Source organism: Paraburkholderia xenovorans LB400 (assembly GCF_000013645.1).
Lineage (GTDB): Bacteria > Pseudomonadota > Gammaproteobacteria > Burkholderiales > Burkholderiaceae > Paraburkholderia > Paraburkholderia xenovorans.
The window spans coordinates 2,705,572-2,724,340 of record NC_007952.1; the positions used below are offsets into that span (position 1 = coordinate 2,705,572).

Consider the following 18,769-nt stretch of genomic DNA (forward strand, 5'->3'; position numbering starts at 1 on the left):
ATCAGGTTCTGAAATGAAGGCATTGCGTATCAAACACAACGTCGTCGGCGCGCTCGGCATGGTCGCCATGTTCGTCTTTCAGCCGGCAATGGCCGCCGGTCTGGATGGCGTTCAGGTGCTCGACGGTTTCAGGGAACTCGTGGGCTATGTCGGCTCGCCGTTCCTGCTCGGCGGCGCGTGGATCGCGGTGAAGATCACGCTGATCGCAATGTCGATCGGGCTGGTGCTCGGGCTCGGGCTTGCGCTGATGCGGCTATCGCGATTCAGGACCTTGAACTCGGCGGCGTGGGGTTATATCTGGTTCGTGCGCGGCACACCGCAACTGCTGCAACTCGTGTTCATCTTCGACGCGCTGCCGCTGATCGGTTTGCGCTTCGATGAAGTCACGACCGCGGTTATCGGCTTTGCATTGAACGAGGCGGCGTTCAGCGCCGAACTGTTTCGTGCCGGAATCCTCTCGGTGAACCGCTCGCAATCCATCGCGGCCGCCGCACTCGGCATGGGACCGTTGCTGACGTTACGCCGCATTATCCTGCCGCAATCCATGCGCGCGGTGATCCCCGGTCTCGCCAACGACACCATCGGCATGTTGAAGCTCACGTCGATCGCCTCGGTGATCTTCGTCAACGAGCTCACGTTTCGCTCGCAACAGGTCGTCGGCCAGAACTTCAAGTTCTTCACCGTGTTCGGCGCGGCGGCGGTGATCTATCTGTTCCTGACGAGCGGAATCTCGTTGCTTCAGGTATGGCTCGAACGCATGTTCGATCACGAGCGCGACCGGAAACTCACGTTCTCGTGGTTCGGACTGCGCGCTTCGACGCCCGATGCAAAACCGCTCGATGCACGGGTCGTTTTGCCGGCCACTATCCAGGAACCGGAGACGAACGATCACGCGTGGATCGGTACGCTGCTGCCCGCAGAAAGCCGCACGCCGCGGCATCGCGATGAACCGTTCGTCGCGTGCAGGAACGTCTGGAAATCGTATGGCAAGCGCGAGATCCTGCGCGGCGTCGACCTGTCGATCGCGCACGGCGAAGTGGTCGTGATCCTCGGTCCGAGCGGCTCCGGCAAAAGCACACTGCTCAAGCTCATCAACCATCTCGAACCGCTCGACTGGGGAACGATCAAGGTCGATTCACAGTATGTGGGTTATCGGGAAGTACCGGGCGGCGGCGGCACGGTGCGGCCTCTGCACAACCTCGCGCGCGCACGCGCCGAAGCGCGCGTGGGCATGGTGTTCCAGCATTTCAACCTGTTCAGTCATTTGAGTGCGCTGGACAATATCGTCGAAGCACAGCGGCAGGTCTACGACGTGCCGCGCGCCGAAGCAGAAGCGCTCGGCCGCGAGCTGTTGAAGAGCGTGGGCCTTGCCGCGCATGCGGATTTTCTGCCGCACCGGTTATCGGGCGGACAGCAGCAGCGGGTGGCGATTGCGCGTGCGCTCGCAATCAAGCCCAAGTTGATGCTCTTCGACGAACCGACCTCCGCGCTCGATCCGGAACTTGTCGGCGAAGTGCTTGGCGTGATGCGCGGGCTCGCCGATGCCGGCATGACGATGATCGTGGTCACGCACGAAATCCGCTTTGCCCGCGATGTCGCCGACCGCGTCGTTTTCATGGATGGCGGCGAGGTCATCGAGCAAGGGACACCGCAGCAGGTCATCGACAACCCGACTCACGAGCGCACCCGAAAATTCCTTAACGTCGTCGCCAATTAAATATGAGGCTCACATGACGGACTTCGAAACTTTCAACCTTGGCCGCGTGGCGTTGCAGTCCGGCGCGACGATGCCTGACATGCTGCTCAGCTACAAGACCTATGGCCGGCTGAATGCAGCGCGCGACAATGCGATTGTCTATCCGACGTTTTATAGCGGCAGCCATGCCGACAACGAGTGGCTGATCGGCGAGCACATGGGGCTCGATCCGCGTGAGTACTTCATCATTGTGCCGAACATGTTCGGCAATGGCGTATCGAGTTCGCCGAGCAACAACCCGCCGCCTTACGATCGTGGCCGCTTTCCGCACGTCACGCTCTACGACAACGTCGCAATGCAGCATCGCCTGGTGACGGAGAAGTTCGGCATCGAATCGCTCAGGCTCGTCACCGGCTGGTCGATGGGCGCGATGCAGGCGTTCCATTGGGCCGCGATGTATCCGCAGATGGTCGAGCGCATTCTGCCCTTCTGCGGAGCCGCGCGCTGCTCGCGGCACAATTTTGTGTTCATTGAAGGCCTCAAGGCACCACTGCTGCTGGACCCGGAATTCAAGGACGGTTTCTACGACGCACCGCCCACGCGCGGAATGCGCGCGGCGGCACGGGTGTTTGCCGGCTGGGGATTTTCGCAGGCGTTCCTGCGTCAGCGGCTCGACATGGAAGCGATGGGATATGGCTCGCTTGAAGACTTCATCACCCAGTTCTGGGAGGGCGATTTCCTGAAGAAGGACGCGAACAATATTCTGTCGATGATGTGGAGTTGGCAATACGGCGATATTTCCGCCAATCCTCTGTATCAGGGAGACTTCGATCGGGCGTTGGGCAGTATCACTGCAAAGGCCATTGTGATGCCCGGACGCACGGATCTGTATTTTCCGCCGGAAGATAGCGAGTACGAGGTTTCGAAAATGCCCAACGCACAGTTGCGGCCTATCGAGTCAGTCTGGGGGCATTTTGCAGGCGGCCCCGCGGCCAATGCTGTCGACATCAGATTCATCGACAGTGCAGTGAGGGAAATTCTGGCTGGGTAGTGTCCGGTTTGCTTGCGCCCGGTCCCGCTCGCGCCAGATTGCTTTCGCGTGGTTTGGCCCGAGTGTGCGAAGCGCGACTTGTGAATGACCTTTGCCGCGCAGCAAAAGGCGCTAGCGGACCAGCAATTCGAACGGCGCCGATTCTTCCCAGATGAAATTGCCGTCCGGCTGGCGGATCAATTCCGGGAAATGGCCAGGCACGATCCGATCGGCCCGGTCGAGAATGCGCTGAATGGTACGCGTGCCGACGTCCACTTCGTCGAACGCCATGTCGCAGCGTTTCAGGATCGCTTCCTTCGCATACTTGATCGCGTCGCCCGCGATGATGACGCGGCCACGGTCTTCGGTTTCCAGTTCGAGTCCATAGCAGCCGGGCGTATGACCGGGAGCGGGGAAGAAATGAATGCCATGATCGAGCTGCCCCTCGCCGCTCAGAAATTCGACTTTCGATTTCGACAGTTGCTCGCGGATACCCCACGGCATCAGCAGATCGTCCGGATGCGGATGCGCCGAATATTCCCACTCGCGCTCGCTCACCACGAAGCGCGCATGCGCGAACAGATCGACGTTATGAGCATGGTCGAAGTGCAGATGCGACAGGAAGACGGTTTTGATATCGGCGGGCGCAATGCCGCGATCGCGCAGCGCCTTCAGCAAACCGAGCCGCGAGATATAGCCGCCAGTGTCGAACAGCATCAAGCCGTCCCGCCCGCGAATCAGCGTGACGTTGGCGATGCCGAGAAAATCGTGCTTGAGCCGCAGGTTGTTGCCTTGAACCAGGATCTCGTAGGTTGGCTTCATGAGGTCTCGCGTTCCTGTAGCGCCGCCGCACCGTACGTAGTGCTGACGCGGTGGGCACGCCGGAACGCGTCCAGCGGCGGCAAGATATGGTCGACGGCGAGCGCGACGAATCCCGCGCGGTCGCCGCTTCTCAACTGCTCGATCATGGTGGCGTGATGCTCGCGCGAATGAGCCAGCAGATGCGGATCGCCCACGCCATACCAGCGGATGCCGGTTGTTTCGACCCAAAGTTTTTCGATCGTCTCGGCCAGATACTGATTCGGACAGGTTGCCCAGATGCGCCGGTGAAAGGCGTCGTTCAGCACGTTGACCTGCAACAGATTGCCCGCGTCGAGTTCACGGCAATACTCTTCGTGAATCGCCTCGATCTGCGCCAGCGCCTCGGGTCTCGCCGGCATCGGCACGCGGCTCGCGGCCTCGCGCTGCAGGATCATCCTGACTTCGTAAATCTGCTCGACCTGCTGCAGCGAGAAGTCGCGCACTATCACGCCACGATTTGGCCGCCGGGTGACGAGTCCCATCCGGTCGAGATGCACCAGTGCCGCCCGCGACACATGCCGGGACACACCGAACTGGGCGCTGATCTCCTCTTCGACGAGTCGCTGATGCGGCCGCAGACGGCCGATGATGATGTCCGACTTGATGCTTTCGATCAGTTGCGCCGCCTGTGCGTCGGTTTTCGTGACCAAACCTGCTCCCTGAAAAAGTTGCGCCGGGCGCGCCGGTCCACTTGCCGGACACGCCGGGAAATTGGGCGGACGCCCGCTTATAGGGGGCCATTCTACCGAGCCAGAATGGCTACAGTATTGGCGTTTACCTTTACGCCAATTTAATTGACAAAATTGTCGCCAAATTCGACACTCCGTTTCCATTGGTTCTGGATCGCGAGAAAAGCGGCTTGCAGAACGGCACAAGAAGGATGCGGAGACATGAATCGACGGGCCGACCTCAACGGCATTCAGACCCACTACCGGTTGACCGGCAAGGCCGGCGCGCCGACGGTCATCCTCAGCCACGGGCTCGCCGCCGATCTGTCGATGTGGGCGCCACAGCTCGATATGCTGTCGCGCTCCTTCTCCGTGCTCTGCTATGACATCCGCGGCCACGGCGGCACCAGCGCCACGCCTGGCGATTACTCGCTCGCGCTGCTGGCAGACGACGTCATCGCGCTCATGGATAGCCTCGGCATTGCCAGCGCGCATTACGTCGGCCTGTCTCTGGGCGGCATGATCGGGCAGCAGCTCGGCGCCTGGCACGGCGAGCGGCTTGCGAGCCTCACGCTATGCGCGACCACCAGCAATGCGCCGAAAGCGTCGTGGGACGCCCGCGTACACGAAGCCCGCGCGCGCGGCATCGCGCCGCTCGTCGAAGCGACGGTCGACCGCTGGGTCACACCCGCGTTCAAGCGCGAGCAGCCGGAACTGATGGAGCAGATGCGCCGCATGGTGCTCGGCACGTCGCTCGACGGCTACGCGGGCAGCGCCGCCGCGATCCGCGACATGGAACTCGCGCCGGTGCTCGGCCGCATCGGCGTCCCCACGCTGGTCATCGCGGGCGAGGCCGATACCTCGACGCCGCTTCCCATCCTCGAACACATCGCCGATTCGATCCCCGCCGCCACCTTGCTGACGGTGCCCGAAGCGGCGCACATGCCCACTATGGAGCGGCCGGAACTGTGCAATCCGGCGCTCGAACGCTTTCTGCTCGCGCACTCTAGCGACCAGTAACCTCTTTCTTCAGGAGTTCCTCATGGCAGGTCGTCTCTCCGGAAAACGCATCATCATCACGGGCGCAATCGGCAACATCGGCAAGGAAGCGGCGCGCGGCTTCATCGCGGAAGGCGCGCGAGTGGTCATCGGCGATATTGCCGAAGAGGCTGGCCGCGCCGTCGCCGCGGAACTCGGCGCGGCCGCCCACTTCGTCCAGGTCGACGTGACCAGCGAGGCTAGCGTCGCCAATCTGATCGCGCGCGGCGTCGAATGGCTCGGCGGCCTCGACGCGCTGGCACAGAACGCCGGTTTGCAGCGCTCGGGCGCGATCGCCGGATTCGAACAGGCCAACTGGGATGCGCTCTTCGCGGTCAACGCGCGCGCCCATTTCTTCGGCGCCAAGCACGCCATCCCGCATCTGCAGCGCTCGGGCAAGGGCTCGATCATCAACATGTCGTCGCTGGCGGGTAAGCGCGGCGGGCCGGGTCTGGTCGCTTATTCGGCGTCGAAAGGCGCGGTGATCGCGTTCACCACCGCGCTCGCGCTCGAACTCGCGCCCGACAATATCCGCGTGAACGCGATCTGCCCAGGCTGGGTCGATACCGCGTTCAACCAGCCGGCAATCGACTTCATGGGCGGCGCCGACGCCCAGCAAAAGAAGATCGCGTCGCTCGTGCCGCTCGGCCGGCAGGCGAGCGCCACGGAAATCGCGCCGCTCTTCGTCTACCTCGCCTCCGACGAATCGGCGTACGTGACGGCGCAGTCGTTCGGCATCGACGGCGGTGTCTACAATGGCTGACGCACTCGCCACGTCTGCGGCGGCGTCGGGTGCGGGCGCACCGAAGATTCTCGACATCCAGGGCATCGCCAAGTCATATGGCGCAACGGTCGCGGTGCGCCGCGTCTCGTTCGACATCGAGCCGGGCGAAATTCACGCACTGCTCGGCGAGAACGGAGCCGGCAAATCGACCATCGTCAAGGTGCTCTCCGGCATCGTCATACCGGACACCGGCACGCTCACGCTGGACGGCCGCGACTATGCGCCGGCCGACCCGATGGCCGCACGCGCCGCCGGCGTCTCCACTGCGTTCCAGGAACTGAGCCTGCTGCCCAACCTGAGCGTCGCGGAAAACCTGATGCTGCCGCGCCAGGCAAAGGGCAAGGCCGGTCTCGTATCGGTCGCGCAGAGCGAGGCACGCGCCGCCGCCATGCTGTCGGAATACGGCCTCGGCCACATTCATCCGGGCGTCTATGTACGCTCGCTGTCCCTCGCCGAAAAGCAGCGCATCGAAATCATGCGCGCCGTCGCCCGGCAGCCGCGCCTGCTCGTACTCGACGAACCGACCGCGGCGCTGTCCGACCCGACCTGGCTGTTCGACATACTCGAACGCATCACGGCGGCAGGTACCGGTGTGCTGTATATCTCGCACCGCCTTTCCGAAGTGCGCCGGCTATGCCGCCGCGGCACGGTGCTGCGCAACGGCGAAAGCATCGGGACGGTGTCGCTCGCCGGCATTGCGGATGCGGGCATCTTCAAGATGATGGTCGGCTCCGCCGCACGCGACACCCAGGCAACCCGCAGTACAGCGAAGCAAACGCGCCCGGAAGCGTTCGGCGTGACCAACCTGTCCGGCGGCACGGTGGCCGATATCACGCTGAGTGTCGGTAAGGGTGAGATCGTCGGGGTTGCGGGTCTGGAGGGTCAGGGGCAGCGGGATCTGTTCCGTATGCTCGCGGGTCTCACGCCCGTTCGCGGCGGGCAGATCCGCATCGACGGCAAGACCGTGAATCTCTCGAGTCCGGCTGAAGCGGCGCGAGCCGGCATCGGCTTCGTCCCCGAGGAGCGCAAGACCGAAGGCGTGTTCCTCGGCCTGCGCACCGACAGCAACATGACGCTGCCGATACTCGGCCGGCTCGGCCGCTTCGGTGTCGTCAACGGAGCGCGCGAAAAAGCCGCTGTCGAGCAGCAGGCCGGGCGTGTCGACCTCGCGAGCCGCTACCTGAAGCTGAAGATCGGCGCGCTCTCCGGCGGCAACCAGCAAAAGGCGCTGATTGGCCGCGTGCTGATGTCGGGCGCACGCCACCTAGTGCTATTCGATCCCACGCGCGGCGTCGACGTCGGCACCAAGGCCGTGATCTACGACGTGATCCGCGACTTCGTCGCGCAAGGCGGTTCGGCCCTGGTGTATTCCACCGAACTCGCCGAACTGATCCACCTGGTGGACCGATGCGTGGTCATCTACCACGGAACCGTCGCAGGCGAGGCGTCCGGTCCGGACCTCTCCGAACCGCGCCTCGTCGCCCTCGCGGCAGGACATGGAGTCTCAGATTCATGAACACCTTCGCTTCAACTTCCAGCTTGAACGCTCCGTTGCGGCCCGACGCGTGGTATCGGCGCATGCTCGGCGACGGCACCACGATCATCGTCGCTATTCTCGCGGTGCTCACGGTGATCTTCGCCGCGACGCAATCCGATGCACTGAGCGCGAGCGTTCTCACCGACATTCTCAACAACAGCCTGCCGCTCGCGCTTGCGGCGGCCGGCGGCACGCTCGTCGTGCTGACGCGCGGCTTCGACCTCTCGGTCGCCGGCGTGGTGTCGCTGACCAACGTGCTGGTCGCGGTACACGGTGGCGACGGTCCGCTGGGCGCCCTGGAGGGTGCGGCGATCGCCGTCGCCGCCGGGGCGCTGGTCGGCGCCATCAATGGCTATCTGGTTGCGTACTGGAACCTGCAGTCGATCGCGCTCACGCTCGCGACGATGATCGTCTGCTCGGGCGTCACACTGCTCATTCTCGACGCGCCCGGCGGCAACGTCTCCGACTTCATGACCTACACGATGACCGATCGCCTCGGCAAGATCGTTCCAGTCGCGCTCGTGGTCGCCGTCTGCGTCTATCTGCTCTGGCGTGCATTGAGGCGCACGGACTGGGGCGTCGGCCTCTATGCGACCGGTGCCGATGAAACCGCCGCCGTACTCGCCGGCGTGCCCGTCAGGCGCGTCAAGCTGATCGCCTACATCCTGGCGGGCGTTTGCTACGGCCTCGCCGGCTTCATGCTGACCGCACTGACTTCGACCGGCACGCCGAACGCGGGCGAACCGTACCTGTTGCTGGTGTTCGCGGCGATCGCGCTCGGCGGCACCTCGTTCGCGGGCGGCCGTGGCGGCGTCGCCGGATCCATGCTCGGCGCGCTGACGCTCACGCTGTTGCAGAAGGTGCTGTTTTCGACCGGCGTGTCGTCGTTCTACACCGGGATTTTCCAGGGCGTTGTGATGATCGCGGCGGTTGTCGTCGCGGTGTTCTTCGCTCGCGTCAGCACTCGTGGGGAGGTCCACGCATGACCCAAGCTCCCTTGACCGGCGGCCGCCCCGCCGATACGCGCAGCGGCGACACCGCATCGGGCCTGTTTGCCCGGCTCGACCGCGACGTACGCACCGCAATCGCGCTGTTCGCCATTTCAGTCGCGCTGATCGCCGCCTCACGCGTACTCGGCCCCAACTTCGGCAGCCTCGCGCAGATGAAGGCGATCCTCGTGATCTCCAGCTTCCTGATGGTGGTCGCATTCGGCCAGCAGATGGTGATTCTGCTCGGCGGCCTCGACTTGAGCGTCGCCTCGATGATGACGCTCGGCGGTGTACTCGCGTTCAAGTGGATCGGCGGCCCGGACTCGAACGTCGTGTGGGGTGTGCCGGCGATCCTCGCGATCACCGCCGCGCTCGGCGCATGCAGCGGCATTGGCGTGAGCCTCGTGAAAATTCCGCCGTTCATCATGACGCTGGCAATGGGCGTGATCCTGTACGGCGTCACGCTCGGCTTCACCCAAGGCACGCCGACCGGCCAGCCTTCCGCCGCGCTGTCCGCGCTATTCGCGAGTACCGCGGCCGGCGTGCCGATCCTGTATCTGATGGTGGCCGCGATCGCGGTTGGCTGCTTCCTGCAGATGCGCACGAGTTTCGGCCGCAAGCTCTACGCGCTCGGCACCAATCCGACCGCCGCCTATGTCGCCGGACTGCCGGTGCATCGGCTCACCATCGCGACCTACGCGATCAGCGGCGCGAGCGCGGGGCTCGCCGGCATCCTGATGCTCGGCTATGTGCGCGGCGTCACGCTCACGCTCGGCCAAAGCTATCTGTTGCCTTCGGTGGCGGCGGTCGTGATCGGCGGCACCTCGATTGTCGGCGGGCGCGGCATCTATCTCGGCGCCGCGGCCGGCGCGATCCTGCTGACCACGCTGTCGACCATCGTGTCTTCGCTCGGCATCGCGGAAGGCTGGCGCACGATCATCTATGGCGCCGTGATTTTTGTGGCTCTGGTGCTGTTGCGCGACGACCTCGCGCTGCTCATCAGGCGCAGTCGTTCCAGCAGCAGAAAACAACCTTAGAGACCGGACCACCCGGACGACATACGGAGGAAACATGAAGTTTCGAACATCCCTCAAGACCTGTGCATTTGCACTCGCCACCGTTGCCATGCTGGCCGGCTCCGCCGTGCAGAGCCAGGCCCAGACGCCGCCCAAGAAGTACAAGATCTATCTGAGCATGAGTTACAGCGGCAACGGCTATCAAACCGAAACGTCGAACCTGATCAAGGCGCTCGCGGCAACGCCGCCGTACGACAAGCTCGTCGATCTGAAGACCGTCATCTCCGGCACCGACGTGCAGGCGCAGGCCGCTGCGTACCAGAGCATGGTGTCGGCGGGCGCGGATGCCATCATCACGTTTCCGATCTCGTCGACCGGCCTGAACCGTGCTATCCACGAAGCGTGCGAAAAGCATGTGCTGGTCTACACGTATAGCGCGACGGTAACCGAGCCGTGTGCGCGCACGGTCAGCTACATCACGGCGGGCTTCGCGCCGAACACCGCGCAATGGCTCGTGAACAAGCTGAACGGCAAGGGCAATGTATTCATCGATCGCGGCGTGGCAGGCAATTCCGTCGACAAGATGAACTACGACGGCGCGATGAGCGTGTTCAGAAAGTACCCGGGGATCAAGATCGTCGCCGAATACTATGGCATGTGGAACAGCCAGACCACGCAGCAGGAAACGGCCAAGGCGCTCGCCGCGCACCCTGACGTCGACGCGATTTTCGGCGAGAACGGAGAGGACGGTATCGTCGCCGCGATGCTCGCGAGCGGCCAGAAGAAACTCGTTCCGGTGACGGGCGAAAACACCAACGGATTCCGTCTCGCGCTCGCCAATGCCGATCTGAGAAAACGCGGTCTCGACGGCATTTCGTCGGGCGACCCGATCAACGTGTCTGGCTACGCGTTCAAGCTGATGATGGAAGAGCTGACCGGCAAGCGCAAAGTGGCGGTGCATAACATCGAATACCCGCTGCCGTGGGTGCCGGCCGACAAGGTCAAGGTGTGCACCGGCGACACGTTCGTCAACGGGTGCAACGCGTTCCCGTCCACCAAGGTGCCCGACTCGTTCAATACCGAAGTGTTCGATCCCGTGTTGACGCCGGAGCTTTCGCTCAATTCGGCGCTGCATGGCACTCCGACTCCGGGCGCAACGATCCAGCCGCTGCCCGCGAACGTCGTCAGGCAGGCACCGGATGTGCCGGGTGTGAACTGTCAGCATTGCCAGGCTCCGGCCGACCTGTTCAAACTGACGAAGGTCTCCGCGACGGTCCATCCGTAAGCCAACGGGCCTGTCAGGTTCAGCAGGCGCCGCGCAAACGCATCTGCTCTCCGGTTCGGCCGGACCGGAGACCGGTTGCCGGACCGGCGTCAGGAGGCGCCGGTCGATGCCGGCTTTTTTATCCGGCCGAATGGAGGTTTTAATCTTGACCATCCCCGTGTGCGCACCCGCACGTCCCCTCTCGCGCGCGCCGAAGCGCAAGTTGCCGCGCGGCACTGTCGACTGCCATTTTCATGTATTCGGACCGGCCGAAGAATGGCCGTACGCGCCAGGCCGCAGCTACACACCGCCTGATGCGACGCTGGCCGATTACGAGCGGCTTGCCCAGACATTCGGCATTTGCCGCTCGGTGATCATCCAGCCGAGTCCGTACGGGATGGATAACCGGCGCAGCCTGCAAGCCGTCTCCGACAGCCGGCTGGAGATGCGCGCCGTGCTGGTCGTCGAGCCGACCGTCAGCGACGCCGAACTCGGCGAATACCATCGTCTCGGCGCGCGCGGCGTGCGCCTGAATCTGCTGTTCGGCGCCGGGCTCGCCGTGGAAACCGCAGATGTGCTCGCGCGGCGCATCCGCGATCTGGACTGGCACTTGCAGTTTCTTGCGGACGTATCCACGATCGACGATCTGCCCCGACTCGTGCAGCGTCTGCGCGTGCCGGTGGTGTTCGATCATCTCGGTCACGTGCCGGCGCATAAGGGCACACGCAATGCAGGTTTCCAGAATCTGCTCGCGCTGGTGCGTGAAGGACTCGCGTGGGTCAAGCTGTCCGGGCTCTACCGCAGCACGGGTTTGGCGAACACGCCCTACGACGATACGCGGCCTTTCATCGACGCGTTGATCGACGCGAACCCGAGGCAGCTTTTATGGGGCACGGATTGGCCTCATCCGTCGATCGCGGTGCCTATGCCCGACGATACCGACCTCGTCGATCAGTTCGGCGCATGGGTCGAAGACGAGGCACTCCAGCAAGCCATCCTGGTCGACAACCCGGAGCGGCTTTACGGATTTGAACCGTACGTTGGCTAGACGTTCCTGCACCGCACACGGAGCGTTTGTCCCGACTGCCGTGAGCAGCCTTTCTACGCGAGAACTAAAAGCAAAGACCGAAGCAATCCCATACCAAATGGCACAAGACCATGCAATCTTCCGCCGACTCCAATTCCGTATGCTGGCTGTGCTGCGACTCACCATCGCGAGCTTGCCAGGGCGGGGCTGGGCATGAGTACCAGCCTGATCGCCAGGTATTCAGAGCGCTGCTCTCTCTTAACGTTGGAGAAATTGTATGGCCGACTACAAAACCACCACTTTCGTCGCCGGTGCATTCGCCGCGGCTCTTGCCGCGATGACGGCCACGCCCGCGAGTGCCGAGGAATTCACCGCGGCACAGAAGAAGATTCAGGCCGAGCATACAGCCCTCGTCAAATCCGGCAAGGTCGAGCCCTGTTTCGGCACGGCTCTGAAGGGGCAGAATGATTGCTACGCGGGTGCGGGTACAACCTGCGCCGGAACGAGCAGCACCGACTATCAGGGCAACGCGTTCAAGCTGGTGCCCAAAGGAACGTGCACCACCATCTCCACGCCGAACGGATCCGGCAGCCTGTCGCCCAAGGCCTGAGATCGATCAGCGGCCGGGCACCGTCAAGCCCGGCCTCGTAGTTCTAATCGCAATCACGGTTGGCTATGTCAGAGTCACTCCCCCCGGATGCCCAACGGAGCCCGTCTTATCGCGCCGGGGTTGGGCTTAAGGCCGAACATTACCGCACGATTCTCGAATCGCAGCCGGACATCGGTTTCTTCGAGGTTCATGCGGAAAACTACATGGGCGCGGGCGGCCCGCCACACCGCTTTCTGTCGGCGATACGCGAGTCCTACCCTCTATCGCTTCATGGTGTCGGCCTGTCGATTGGCGCGGATCGTCCTCTCGACCGGGATCACCTCCAACGGCTAAAAGAACTCATCGCACGCTATTCGCCAGCGCTGTTTTCCGAGCACCTTGCCTGGTCCAGCCACGACTGCGGTTTTCTCAACGACCTGTTGCCGGTTCCATACACAGCGGAGAGCCTGACGCGTATCGTGGACCACATCGATCAGGTACAGGAGGTTCTCGGCCGGCAAATGTTGCTGGAAAACCCCTCTACCTACCTGGCCTTCGAGGAAAGCACCTATCCGGAGATCGACTTCATTGCCGCCGTCGTGCGGCGCACCGGCTGCGGTCTCCTGCTCGACGTCAACAACGTGTACGTTGCGTCGATCAACCAGCAGTGGGACCCTTTTGCTTATATCGACGAGTACCCGCTCGCGGCCGTGCAGGAGATCCATCTGGCCGGTCACGCAGAGGAGACAGACGAAAAAGCTCGCCCGCTGCTGATCGACAGTCACGACCGTCACGTCGCAGACGTCGTATGGGACCTTTATGCCCGAGCGATCCGCGGAACCGGTCCAATTCCCACGTTGATCGAGTGGGACGCGAACATACCCGACTGGCCAACGCTCAAAGCGGAAGCCGGGCGGGCGGACGCCGTCGTTCAGGCCGCCACGCAACCTGCAAGTGTCGACCATGTAACGATTCGGTCGCAGTTCGACATGACGCGGCGCCGGCTTAAAGAGGCACAGACACTATGATCAAGCGACAAGTCCTTGTCTATTACACGTGGAGCAGGCCTGGCGAAAACAGTGCGCCGCTTCATGTAATAGAAGACCGATTTCCGGCACTCTTCGAAAGCCGCAGGATGGCTTTCCCGAGATTCCATGAACTCTCGGACTCGCGTCAATTTGATCAGAGCATCACCGGTTTTCTCGACCATATCATGAAGCGCAACTTCACCGCCTTCGTCGATCTTGCGGCAACGCTGACTGGCCAGAGCGTAATGGAGATCGAGCGTGTCGCGGACGACGGGTTGCTCACGCCACTTGACGCGCACCTTCTCCGCGACGTCGACACACTGATCGTCATCAGCTTCGACTCGCTTAGAACGGCTCAGGATGCGGAAAGCGAGGAAATCGAAGCGCTCAAGACATTCCTGGAGCAGCCCGACCATCTCGCCTTCATCTGTCCGCATCACGACATTGGCGACGTATCGGATCTCCCGGAAAGCGAGCAATTGCCGCGTCAGATTGTGGAGTTCCAGCATCACGGCGACACGACGATTCCGCCGCGGCAACGCTTCGGTGGCTTCGCACGTTCGCTTCTCGCCGGGCTCGGCGTACCGGTGGAAAACCGCTTTGGACTCCGGCCCGCGGCCGAAGCAGACGGATCGCCCGCGCCCATAGAAGCCGCACCCTCGCTCGATCGATTAGGCTTGCTTGATAAAGTCAGCACTTTCAATCGACACCCGCATCTGCCGCAACTCGAACGTCTCGGCGATGCCGTTCACAAACTCGATGTCCTGGCCCGTCAGCGAGTCGATCTCACCGCTGCGCCGCATCCCTTTACGCTCGACCGCGCGACGTTCGATGCCCTCCTGCAATCTCGTCCGGACACTTTCGCCGGCAGCCTGCTGGTTAGCGATACCACGCTCTGGAGTTCAACCGCCGGCGGTGTGGACAGTCTTCGCGAGCTGTGGACGAATGTCGTTCAACGCCCGCTGCGGTCGTGAGCGCGCGATGGCACACCAGGAACCAACTCAAGCATCAGCCACACAGCCGCGCGGCAGCGCCGGCAGCACCGGCTTGAACCCTGATTGCCTGTGCGAACGTCAGAGGAACTTCGCTGCAGCGCTATTGGAGCCCGATATGCCGGTCCCCGTCGGCCTGATTGGCCCCGATCAGGAGCCAGCCGAAAAACGCTTCAATGTCTATCGGAACAATGTCGTAGCTGGCCTTGTCGAGGCGTTGAAGGCGGCTTTTCCCGCTGTGTGCCGCATCGTAGGCGATGAATTCTTCGCGGCGATGGCACGCGTCTATGTCGCACTCGAACCGCCGAAGTCACCCATCATGCTCGACTATGGTGAAACGTTCCCGGACTTCGTCGGAACGTTCGAAGCGGCGAAGAGTGTGCCGTATCTACCCGATGTGGCCCGACTCGAGCGCGCGTGGGTAGAGGCGTATCACGCAGCAGAAGCGCCCCCAACCCACCCCGCTGTGTTCGCAACGATCGATTCCCGGCGCCTTGCGCAGGTTGGTTTGACGTTGCATCCTTCGCTGCGCGTGGTGCGGTCGTCTTTTCCCATCGTGCAGATATGGCTGATGAACATCGACGGCGGCGTACCCACCGCGATGGACATCTGTAGCGGCGGCGACAACGCGCTTGTCGTACGTCCCCTTGCCGAGGTCGAGGTTCGCCGCGTGCCTGCTGGCGCAGCGAGTTTCATCCTGGCCCTCGCGGCCGGCGCGCCGGTTGCCGATGCGACAACGCTTGCTCTTCGCGACGATTCCGATTTCGACCTGGCCGGCGCACTTCGAGATCTATTCGCGATCAATGCGATCGTCGGGTGGAACATGAGAGAAGGTTTCGATTCCAAACCGATTGCGAGGTACGCATGAACCAGCCTGGCGCACGCACGAAAGGCCGCTTCGAACCGCTGATTCGCGCGGCCCTGGAACAAGTCCAGGCAATCGGTCAGCTTATCGCTCCGCCCATACTGAGGATTGCTCTAGCGCTTCCTTTCTTCCGTTCCGGTCTTACCCGGTGGGACGGCCTGCTGTCCATTTCGCCGGCAACGCTGTTCCTGTTCGAGAATCAATTCAAACTTCACCTCTTCGGCGCAGCCTACAATTTTCCGGCGCCTGACGCGGTGGCATTTATCGTCGCCGTAGCGGAAATAACACTCCCCATTCTGCTCGTGGCAGGACTCGCAACCCGGTTTGCGGCTCTCGCCCTGCTCGTAATGACGGCGGTGATCCAGTTGGTGTTCCCTGACGGCTGGGCGAACTTCCACCTCTATTGGGCGTCGCTCGCCGTGGGAATCATGGCGCTCGGTCCTGGACCACTGTCGCTGGATCGCCTGATAAGCCGCTGGTCATATCCGCGAATCTGAAGATACGGTTCCGACTCAAGCGTTAATGCGTCACTTTCCCGTGCCTTTCGTCGCACGCCGCCGACCATGCTCGCGCGCGAAGGCAGCAGGCGTGCAACCAACATGCCGGTGAAAACGCCTGGTAAAGTGACTCTGATCCGCAAAACCCGTCACGAGTGCAATTTCTGCAAGTGGAATTGCCGTTTCCATGATTAGCGATTGAGCGCGACGAATCCGGCATTGCTCGACAAAGCTGATCGCCGTCATACCCGTGCTTCGCTTGAACAGACGGGTAAAGTGAAAATGGCTCACATTCACAATGCCGGCGAGTTCGACGAGTCCTATCGGACTGTCCAGATTGTCTTCAATATATCTGGTAAGGCGAGCCAGTTCGACTTTGCTCAGCGCCGGAAGCGCCGGCGGCAAAACAGGCTCATACACGTTGTAGCTTCGAAGCAGATGCGCTGCGAGCGCGAACGACACGTGATCGACAATGAGCGTCTGCGCCGCGTGAGGCTTGCGATCGAGTTCCCCGATGAGGATCTGCGCAATGTGTTCGATCACAGGATCTCGCGTCTCGAACACATTCCGGATCTCGACACGCGAGGTGGCGTGACGCCCAATCTGCTCGCCGGCGGATTCGATAAGCGCCGCCGGAATCCGCAACCTCGCCGTGGCGGAGGCGCTGCCCTCCCAAAGCGAGTCGTAGCCCGCCGGCATGAGCATCGAAACGCCTGCGGAAATGAGACTTTCGTGGACAGTCCCCTCTCGACCCTGAACGAGACGCGCGCTGCCGTAGGGGCAATAACAGATCACGTGGTGATCGAGGGCAGGATACCTCTCGGATACGTTGGGGAGCGGAGCGTACATGTCCACGGTGACGCCTGACCACTCGCGCTCACGCGTCGTTGCCGTGGGACGATGCGACAAGACATGCACGATCTCATCGATGGTGACAGGCTTATCGGTGGTTTGCTGAATCGTTGACATGTCACAGTGCAAGATCTGCCCGCTGCGGGAAAGCCCGGGTCAGCGTTGACCACCGCTCTCCACCCGGAACATAGGCCGGTTCTTTGCGATTGAAGTGGCAAGCTCGAACGGAAATGCTATCACGAAAATATTCCGGTCGAGATAGCAGCGAACCACTCCGCACAACCATAAAGCCAGGCACGATCCCGCGATAGATAGACAGATAGAAATCCAGTTCTGCTCATCAAGTATCGACCAAGGCGCGCACGAGTGTTCAATTCGGCTTTCGTTTGCTCTGATACGCTCGACTCATCCTCTCGATATCCGGCCAGATCTGAACCGCCGCGATAGCAGATGCCAATCCCGTTCATTACCCCTCCCTGGTGGGCGCTCTGGGCACAAGACTGATGAACCATTACGACGTCGTCGTCATTGGGTGCGGCGCGGGGGGTTACAACACCGCCATTCGGGCAAGCCAGCTCGGACTTTCCGTGGCGTGTGTCGAACGGGCGTCGAATATCGGTGGAACCGGTATGCGGACCGGCTGCATTCCGTCCCGATTGCTGCTTCATACTTCTGAAATATACGACCTGGCGAACAAGGGGAAAAACGCTGCTTTGGGAATCGGCTGCGCACCAACGCTCGACCTCACGCAGATGATGGCCTATAAAGCATCGACCGTTGAAAAGATGTCGAACAGTATTCACAAACTGCTACGCAAGCAAGGCGTGACACTCATTCATGGCGACGCGCTGCTGGCCGCGGCGGGACAGGTCATCGTCAGGAAAACCGGTGGGGTGCAGCAAACCCTGTCCGGAACAGCCCTTGTAATTGCCACGGGCTCCGTGCCAATCCCGCTTCCGTTCGCCGCTTTCGATCACATGCGGATTCTCGATTCGGCTGACGCGTTGTCACTCGGCAAGGTACCGCGACATCTGGCGATTATCGGCGCCGGCGCCGTGGGTGTGGAGTTGGGCTCGATCTGGCAGCGCCTTGGCTCGCGCATCACGCTGATCGAGCGCTGCGATCGCATCTGCCATTGGCTCGACCGCGATGTGACAGCGACCCTGGAGCGATCGCTCAGGCAACGAGGCATTGACATCAGGGTGTCGAGCGACGTTGTCGGACTCGATAAGCACTCCGACAGTGTCTCTGTCCAACTCCGCGCCGCGGCATCCGGTAAGATCACCCACATCGACGCAGACAGGGTTCTCGTCGCTATCGGCCGCCGGCCATCGACTGCCGGGATGAACCTCGCGAGCGTCGGCATGCAAACCGGCTACAAGAGCACATTGTCTCAGCAGGGACCGGCGACACCCGTGACATCCATGACGAATGGCTCCGGAATATGGGTGATCGGCGATGCAGGCCCTGGTCCGATGCTGATGTCCAAAGCCGAAGAAGAAGCGATAGCGTGCGCCGAGCGGATCGCCGGCCTGCCCGGATTCGTCAGCTATCCGTCAATTCCCTATGTTCTCCATACCAGCCCGGAAGTGGCCATGATTGGGAGGACCGAGGACGAACTCCGGGGAACCGGCGCAGCGTATAGAGTCGGCTACTATCCGCTCGCGGCCAATCCACGCGCCGCAATCTGCGGCACCTCCGAGGGGTTTGTGAAACTGTTGGTCGACGCTGATACGAATCTGATCGCGGGAGCTCACCTCATAGGGCCGGGAGCAGCCGATCTGATTTCACAAGTAGCCATTGCGATGGAAGCCTCCATGATCTGCGAAGACTTTGCGCGAATCTGTCATCCCTACCCGGTCTGGTCCGAGGCACTCCGTCAGGCGGCAATGGCGGCGGGCGGGTGGATGATGCACGTCGCGATCTGAACGAGCGCAAGAAGAAACGGAATCGTGCCGGCACCGACGTAAGTCGTGCCAACCCGGATCGGCCCTTCGGCAACTGTCGCTACTCCTTGAACACAGACGAATGGGGCA

Annotated in this window: 18 protein-coding genes; 15 read left to right on the forward strand and 3 right to left on the reverse strand. The window is 62.2% G+C overall.

The window, feature by feature from the left end:
* Positions 1–13 precede the first annotated feature (13 nt).
* Positions 14–1,717 (forward strand): amino acid ABC transporter permease/ATP-binding protein, encoded by a 1,704-nt coding sequence (locus BXE_RS47955; RefSeq protein ID WP_011492640.1) that lies wholly within the window; start codon positions 14–16, stop codon positions 1,715–1,717.
* 13 nt (positions 1,718–1,730) lie between these two features.
* Entirely contained in the window at positions 1,731–2,747 is a 1,017-nt protein-coding gene (locus tag BXE_RS33915; protein WP_011492641.1) for an alpha/beta fold hydrolase, read from the forward strand.
* A 111-nt stretch (positions 2,748–2,858) separates the two neighbouring features.
* Here the strand turns inward: BXE_RS33915 and BXE_RS33920 are convergent, their stop codons facing one another.
* Both BXE_RS33920 and BXE_RS33925 read right to left on the reverse strand, forming a co-directional pair.
* Entirely contained in the window at positions 2,859–3,548 is a 690-nt protein-coding gene (locus BXE_RS33920; RefSeq protein ID WP_007178122.1) for an MBL fold metallo-hydrolase, read from the reverse strand.
* On the reverse strand, positions 3,545–4,237 hold the full coding sequence (locus BXE_RS33925; protein WP_011492642.1) for a GntR family transcriptional regulator: 693 nt from the start codon (positions 4,235–4,237) through the stop codon (positions 3,545–3,547). Before BXE_RS33925 ends, BXE_RS33920 begins: the two co-directional genes overlap by 4 nt.
* 240 nt (positions 4,238–4,477) lie before the next feature.
* On the opposite strand from BXE_RS33925, the gene pcaD reads away from it, so the two are divergent.
* From pcaD to BXE_RS33985, 12 genes are all read left to right on the forward strand, one after another.
* Entirely contained in the window at positions 4,478–5,275 is a 798-nt protein-coding gene (gene pcaD / locus BXE_RS33930; protein WP_011492643.1) for a 3-oxoadipate enol-lactonase, read from the forward strand.
* Between the two features lie 22 nt (positions 5,276–5,297).
* On the forward strand, positions 5,298–6,056 hold the full coding sequence (locus BXE_RS33935; protein ID WP_011492644.1) for an SDR family NAD(P)-dependent oxidoreductase: 759 nt from the start codon (positions 5,298–5,300) through the stop codon (positions 6,054–6,056).
* On the forward strand, positions 6,049–7,593 hold the full coding sequence (locus BXE_RS33940) for a sugar ABC transporter ATP-binding protein (protein WP_011492645.1): 1,545 nt from the start codon (positions 6,049–6,051) through the stop codon (positions 7,591–7,593). Before BXE_RS33935 ends, BXE_RS33940 begins: the two co-directional genes overlap by 8 nt.
* Complete coding sequence (locus BXE_RS33945; RefSeq protein ID WP_011492646.1) at positions 7,590–8,600, forward strand: ABC transporter permease; 1,011 nt, start codon at positions 7,590–7,592, stop codon at positions 8,598–8,600. Before BXE_RS33940 ends, BXE_RS33945 begins: the two co-directional genes overlap by 4 nt.
* Positions 8,597–9,640 (forward strand): ABC transporter permease, encoded by a 1,044-nt coding sequence (locus BXE_RS33950; RefSeq protein ID WP_011492647.1) that lies wholly within the window; start codon positions 8,597–8,599, stop codon positions 9,638–9,640. Before BXE_RS33945 ends, BXE_RS33950 begins: the two co-directional genes overlap by 4 nt.
* Positions 9,641–9,674: 34 nt before the next feature.
* Complete coding sequence (locus BXE_RS33955) at positions 9,675–10,904, forward strand: sugar ABC transporter substrate-binding protein (RefSeq protein ID WP_011492648.1); 1,230 nt, start codon at positions 9,675–9,677, stop codon at positions 10,902–10,904.
* A 145-nt stretch (positions 10,905–11,049) separates the two neighbouring features.
* A complete protein-coding gene (locus tag BXE_RS33960; RefSeq protein ID WP_233519002.1) occupies positions 11,050–11,931 on the forward strand; it encodes an amidohydrolase family protein in 882 nt (293 codons plus the stop codon).
* A 256-nt stretch (positions 11,932–12,187) separates the two neighbouring features.
* A complete protein-coding gene (locus BXE_RS33965; protein WP_011492650.1) occupies positions 12,188–12,520 on the forward strand; it encodes a BufA1 family periplasmic bufferin-type metallophore in 333 nt (110 codons plus the stop codon).
* 65 nt (positions 12,521–12,585) lie between these two features.
* Entirely contained in the window at positions 12,586–13,527 is a 942-nt protein-coding gene (locus BXE_RS33970) for an MNIO family bufferin maturase (RefSeq protein ID WP_011492651.1), read from the forward strand.
* A 185-nt stretch (positions 13,528–13,712) separates the two neighbouring features.
* Entirely contained in the window at positions 13,713–14,501 is a 789-nt protein-coding gene (locus BXE_RS33975; protein ID WP_237712044.1) for a hypothetical protein, read from the forward strand.
* Complete coding sequence (locus tag BXE_RS33980) at positions 14,473–15,387, forward strand: HvfC/BufC N-terminal domain-containing protein (RefSeq protein ID WP_148223036.1); 915 nt, start codon at positions 14,473–14,475, stop codon at positions 15,385–15,387. Before BXE_RS33975 ends, BXE_RS33980 begins: the two co-directional genes overlap by 29 nt.
* Positions 15,384–15,881, forward strand: coding sequence for a DoxX family protein (locus BXE_RS33985; protein ID WP_011492654.1), 498 nt, complete (start codon positions 15,384–15,386; stop codon positions 15,879–15,881). The genes BXE_RS33980 and BXE_RS33985 overlap by 4 nt, the downstream gene beginning before the upstream one ends.
* A 30-nt stretch (positions 15,882–15,911) precedes the next feature.
* Here the strand turns inward: BXE_RS33985 and BXE_RS33990 are convergent, their stop codons facing one another.
* Positions 15,912–16,850 (reverse strand): helix-turn-helix domain-containing protein, encoded by a 939-nt coding sequence (locus BXE_RS33990; RefSeq protein WP_011492655.1) that lies wholly within the window; start codon positions 16,848–16,850, stop codon positions 15,912–15,914.
* A 386-nt stretch (positions 16,851–17,236) separates the two neighbouring features.
* Here BXE_RS33990 and BXE_RS33995 point away from each other — a divergent pair, with 386 nt between their 5' ends.
* A complete protein-coding gene (locus BXE_RS33995; RefSeq protein ID WP_011492656.1) occupies positions 17,237–18,661 on the forward strand; it encodes a dihydrolipoyl dehydrogenase family protein in 1,425 nt (474 codons plus the stop codon).
* The last annotated feature ends 108 nt before the right edge of the window (positions 18,662–18,769 follow it).

Excerpts from the sequence above, each read along its gene's own strand:
- BXE_RS47955 (WP_011492640.1), top strand. The coding sequence starts at position 14 with ATGAAGGCATTGCGTATCAAACACAACGTCGTCGGCGCGCTCGGCATG.
- BXE_RS33915 (WP_011492641.1), top strand. The coding sequence starts at position 1,731 with ATGACGGACTTCGAAACTTTCAACCTTGGCCGCGTGGCGTTGCAGTCC.
- BXE_RS33920 (WP_007178122.1), bottom strand. The coding sequence starts at position 3,548 with ATGAAGCCAACCTACGAGATCCTGGTTCAAGGCAACAACCTGCGGCTC.
- pcaD (WP_011492643.1), top strand. The coding sequence starts at position 4,478 with ATGAATCGACGGGCCGACCTCAACGGCATTCAGACCCACTACCGGTTG.
- BXE_RS33935 (WP_011492644.1), top strand. The coding sequence starts at position 5,298 with ATGGCAGGTCGTCTCTCCGGAAAACGCATCATCATCACGGGCGCAATC.
- BXE_RS33940 (WP_011492645.1), top strand. The coding sequence starts at position 6,049 with ATGGCTGACGCACTCGCCACGTCTGCGGCGGCGTCGGGTGCGGGCGCA.
- BXE_RS33945 (WP_011492646.1), top strand. The coding sequence starts at position 7,590 with ATGAACACCTTCGCTTCAACTTCCAGCTTGAACGCTCCGTTGCGGCCC.
- BXE_RS33950 (WP_011492647.1), top strand. The coding sequence starts at position 8,597 with ATGACCCAAGCTCCCTTGACCGGCGGCCGCCCCGCCGATACGCGCAGC.
- BXE_RS33955 (WP_011492648.1), top strand. The coding sequence starts at position 9,675 with ATGAAGTTTCGAACATCCCTCAAGACCTGTGCATTTGCACTCGCCACC.
- BXE_RS33965 (WP_011492650.1), top strand. The coding sequence starts at position 12,188 with ATGGCCGACTACAAAACCACCACTTTCGTCGCCGGTGCATTCGCCGCG.
- BXE_RS33970 (WP_011492651.1), top strand. The coding sequence starts at position 12,586 with ATGTCAGAGTCACTCCCCCCGGATGCCCAACGGAGCCCGTCTTATCGC.
- BXE_RS33975 (WP_237712044.1), top strand. The coding sequence starts at position 13,713 with ATGAAGCGCAACTTCACCGCCTTCGTCGATCTTGCGGCAACGCTGACT.
- BXE_RS33980 (WP_148223036.1), top strand. The coding sequence starts at position 14,473 with ATGTCGTTCAACGCCCGCTGCGGTCGTGAGCGCGCGATGGCACACCAG.
- BXE_RS33985 (WP_011492654.1), top strand. The coding sequence starts at position 15,384 with ATGAACCAGCCTGGCGCACGCACGAAAGGCCGCTTCGAACCGCTGATT.
- BXE_RS33990 (WP_011492655.1), bottom strand. The coding sequence starts at position 16,850 with ATGTCAACGATTCAGCAAACCACCGATAAGCCTGTCACCATCGATGAG.
- BXE_RS33995 (WP_011492656.1), top strand. The coding sequence starts at position 17,237 with ATGAACCATTACGACGTCGTCGTCATTGGGTGCGGCGCGGGGGGTTAC.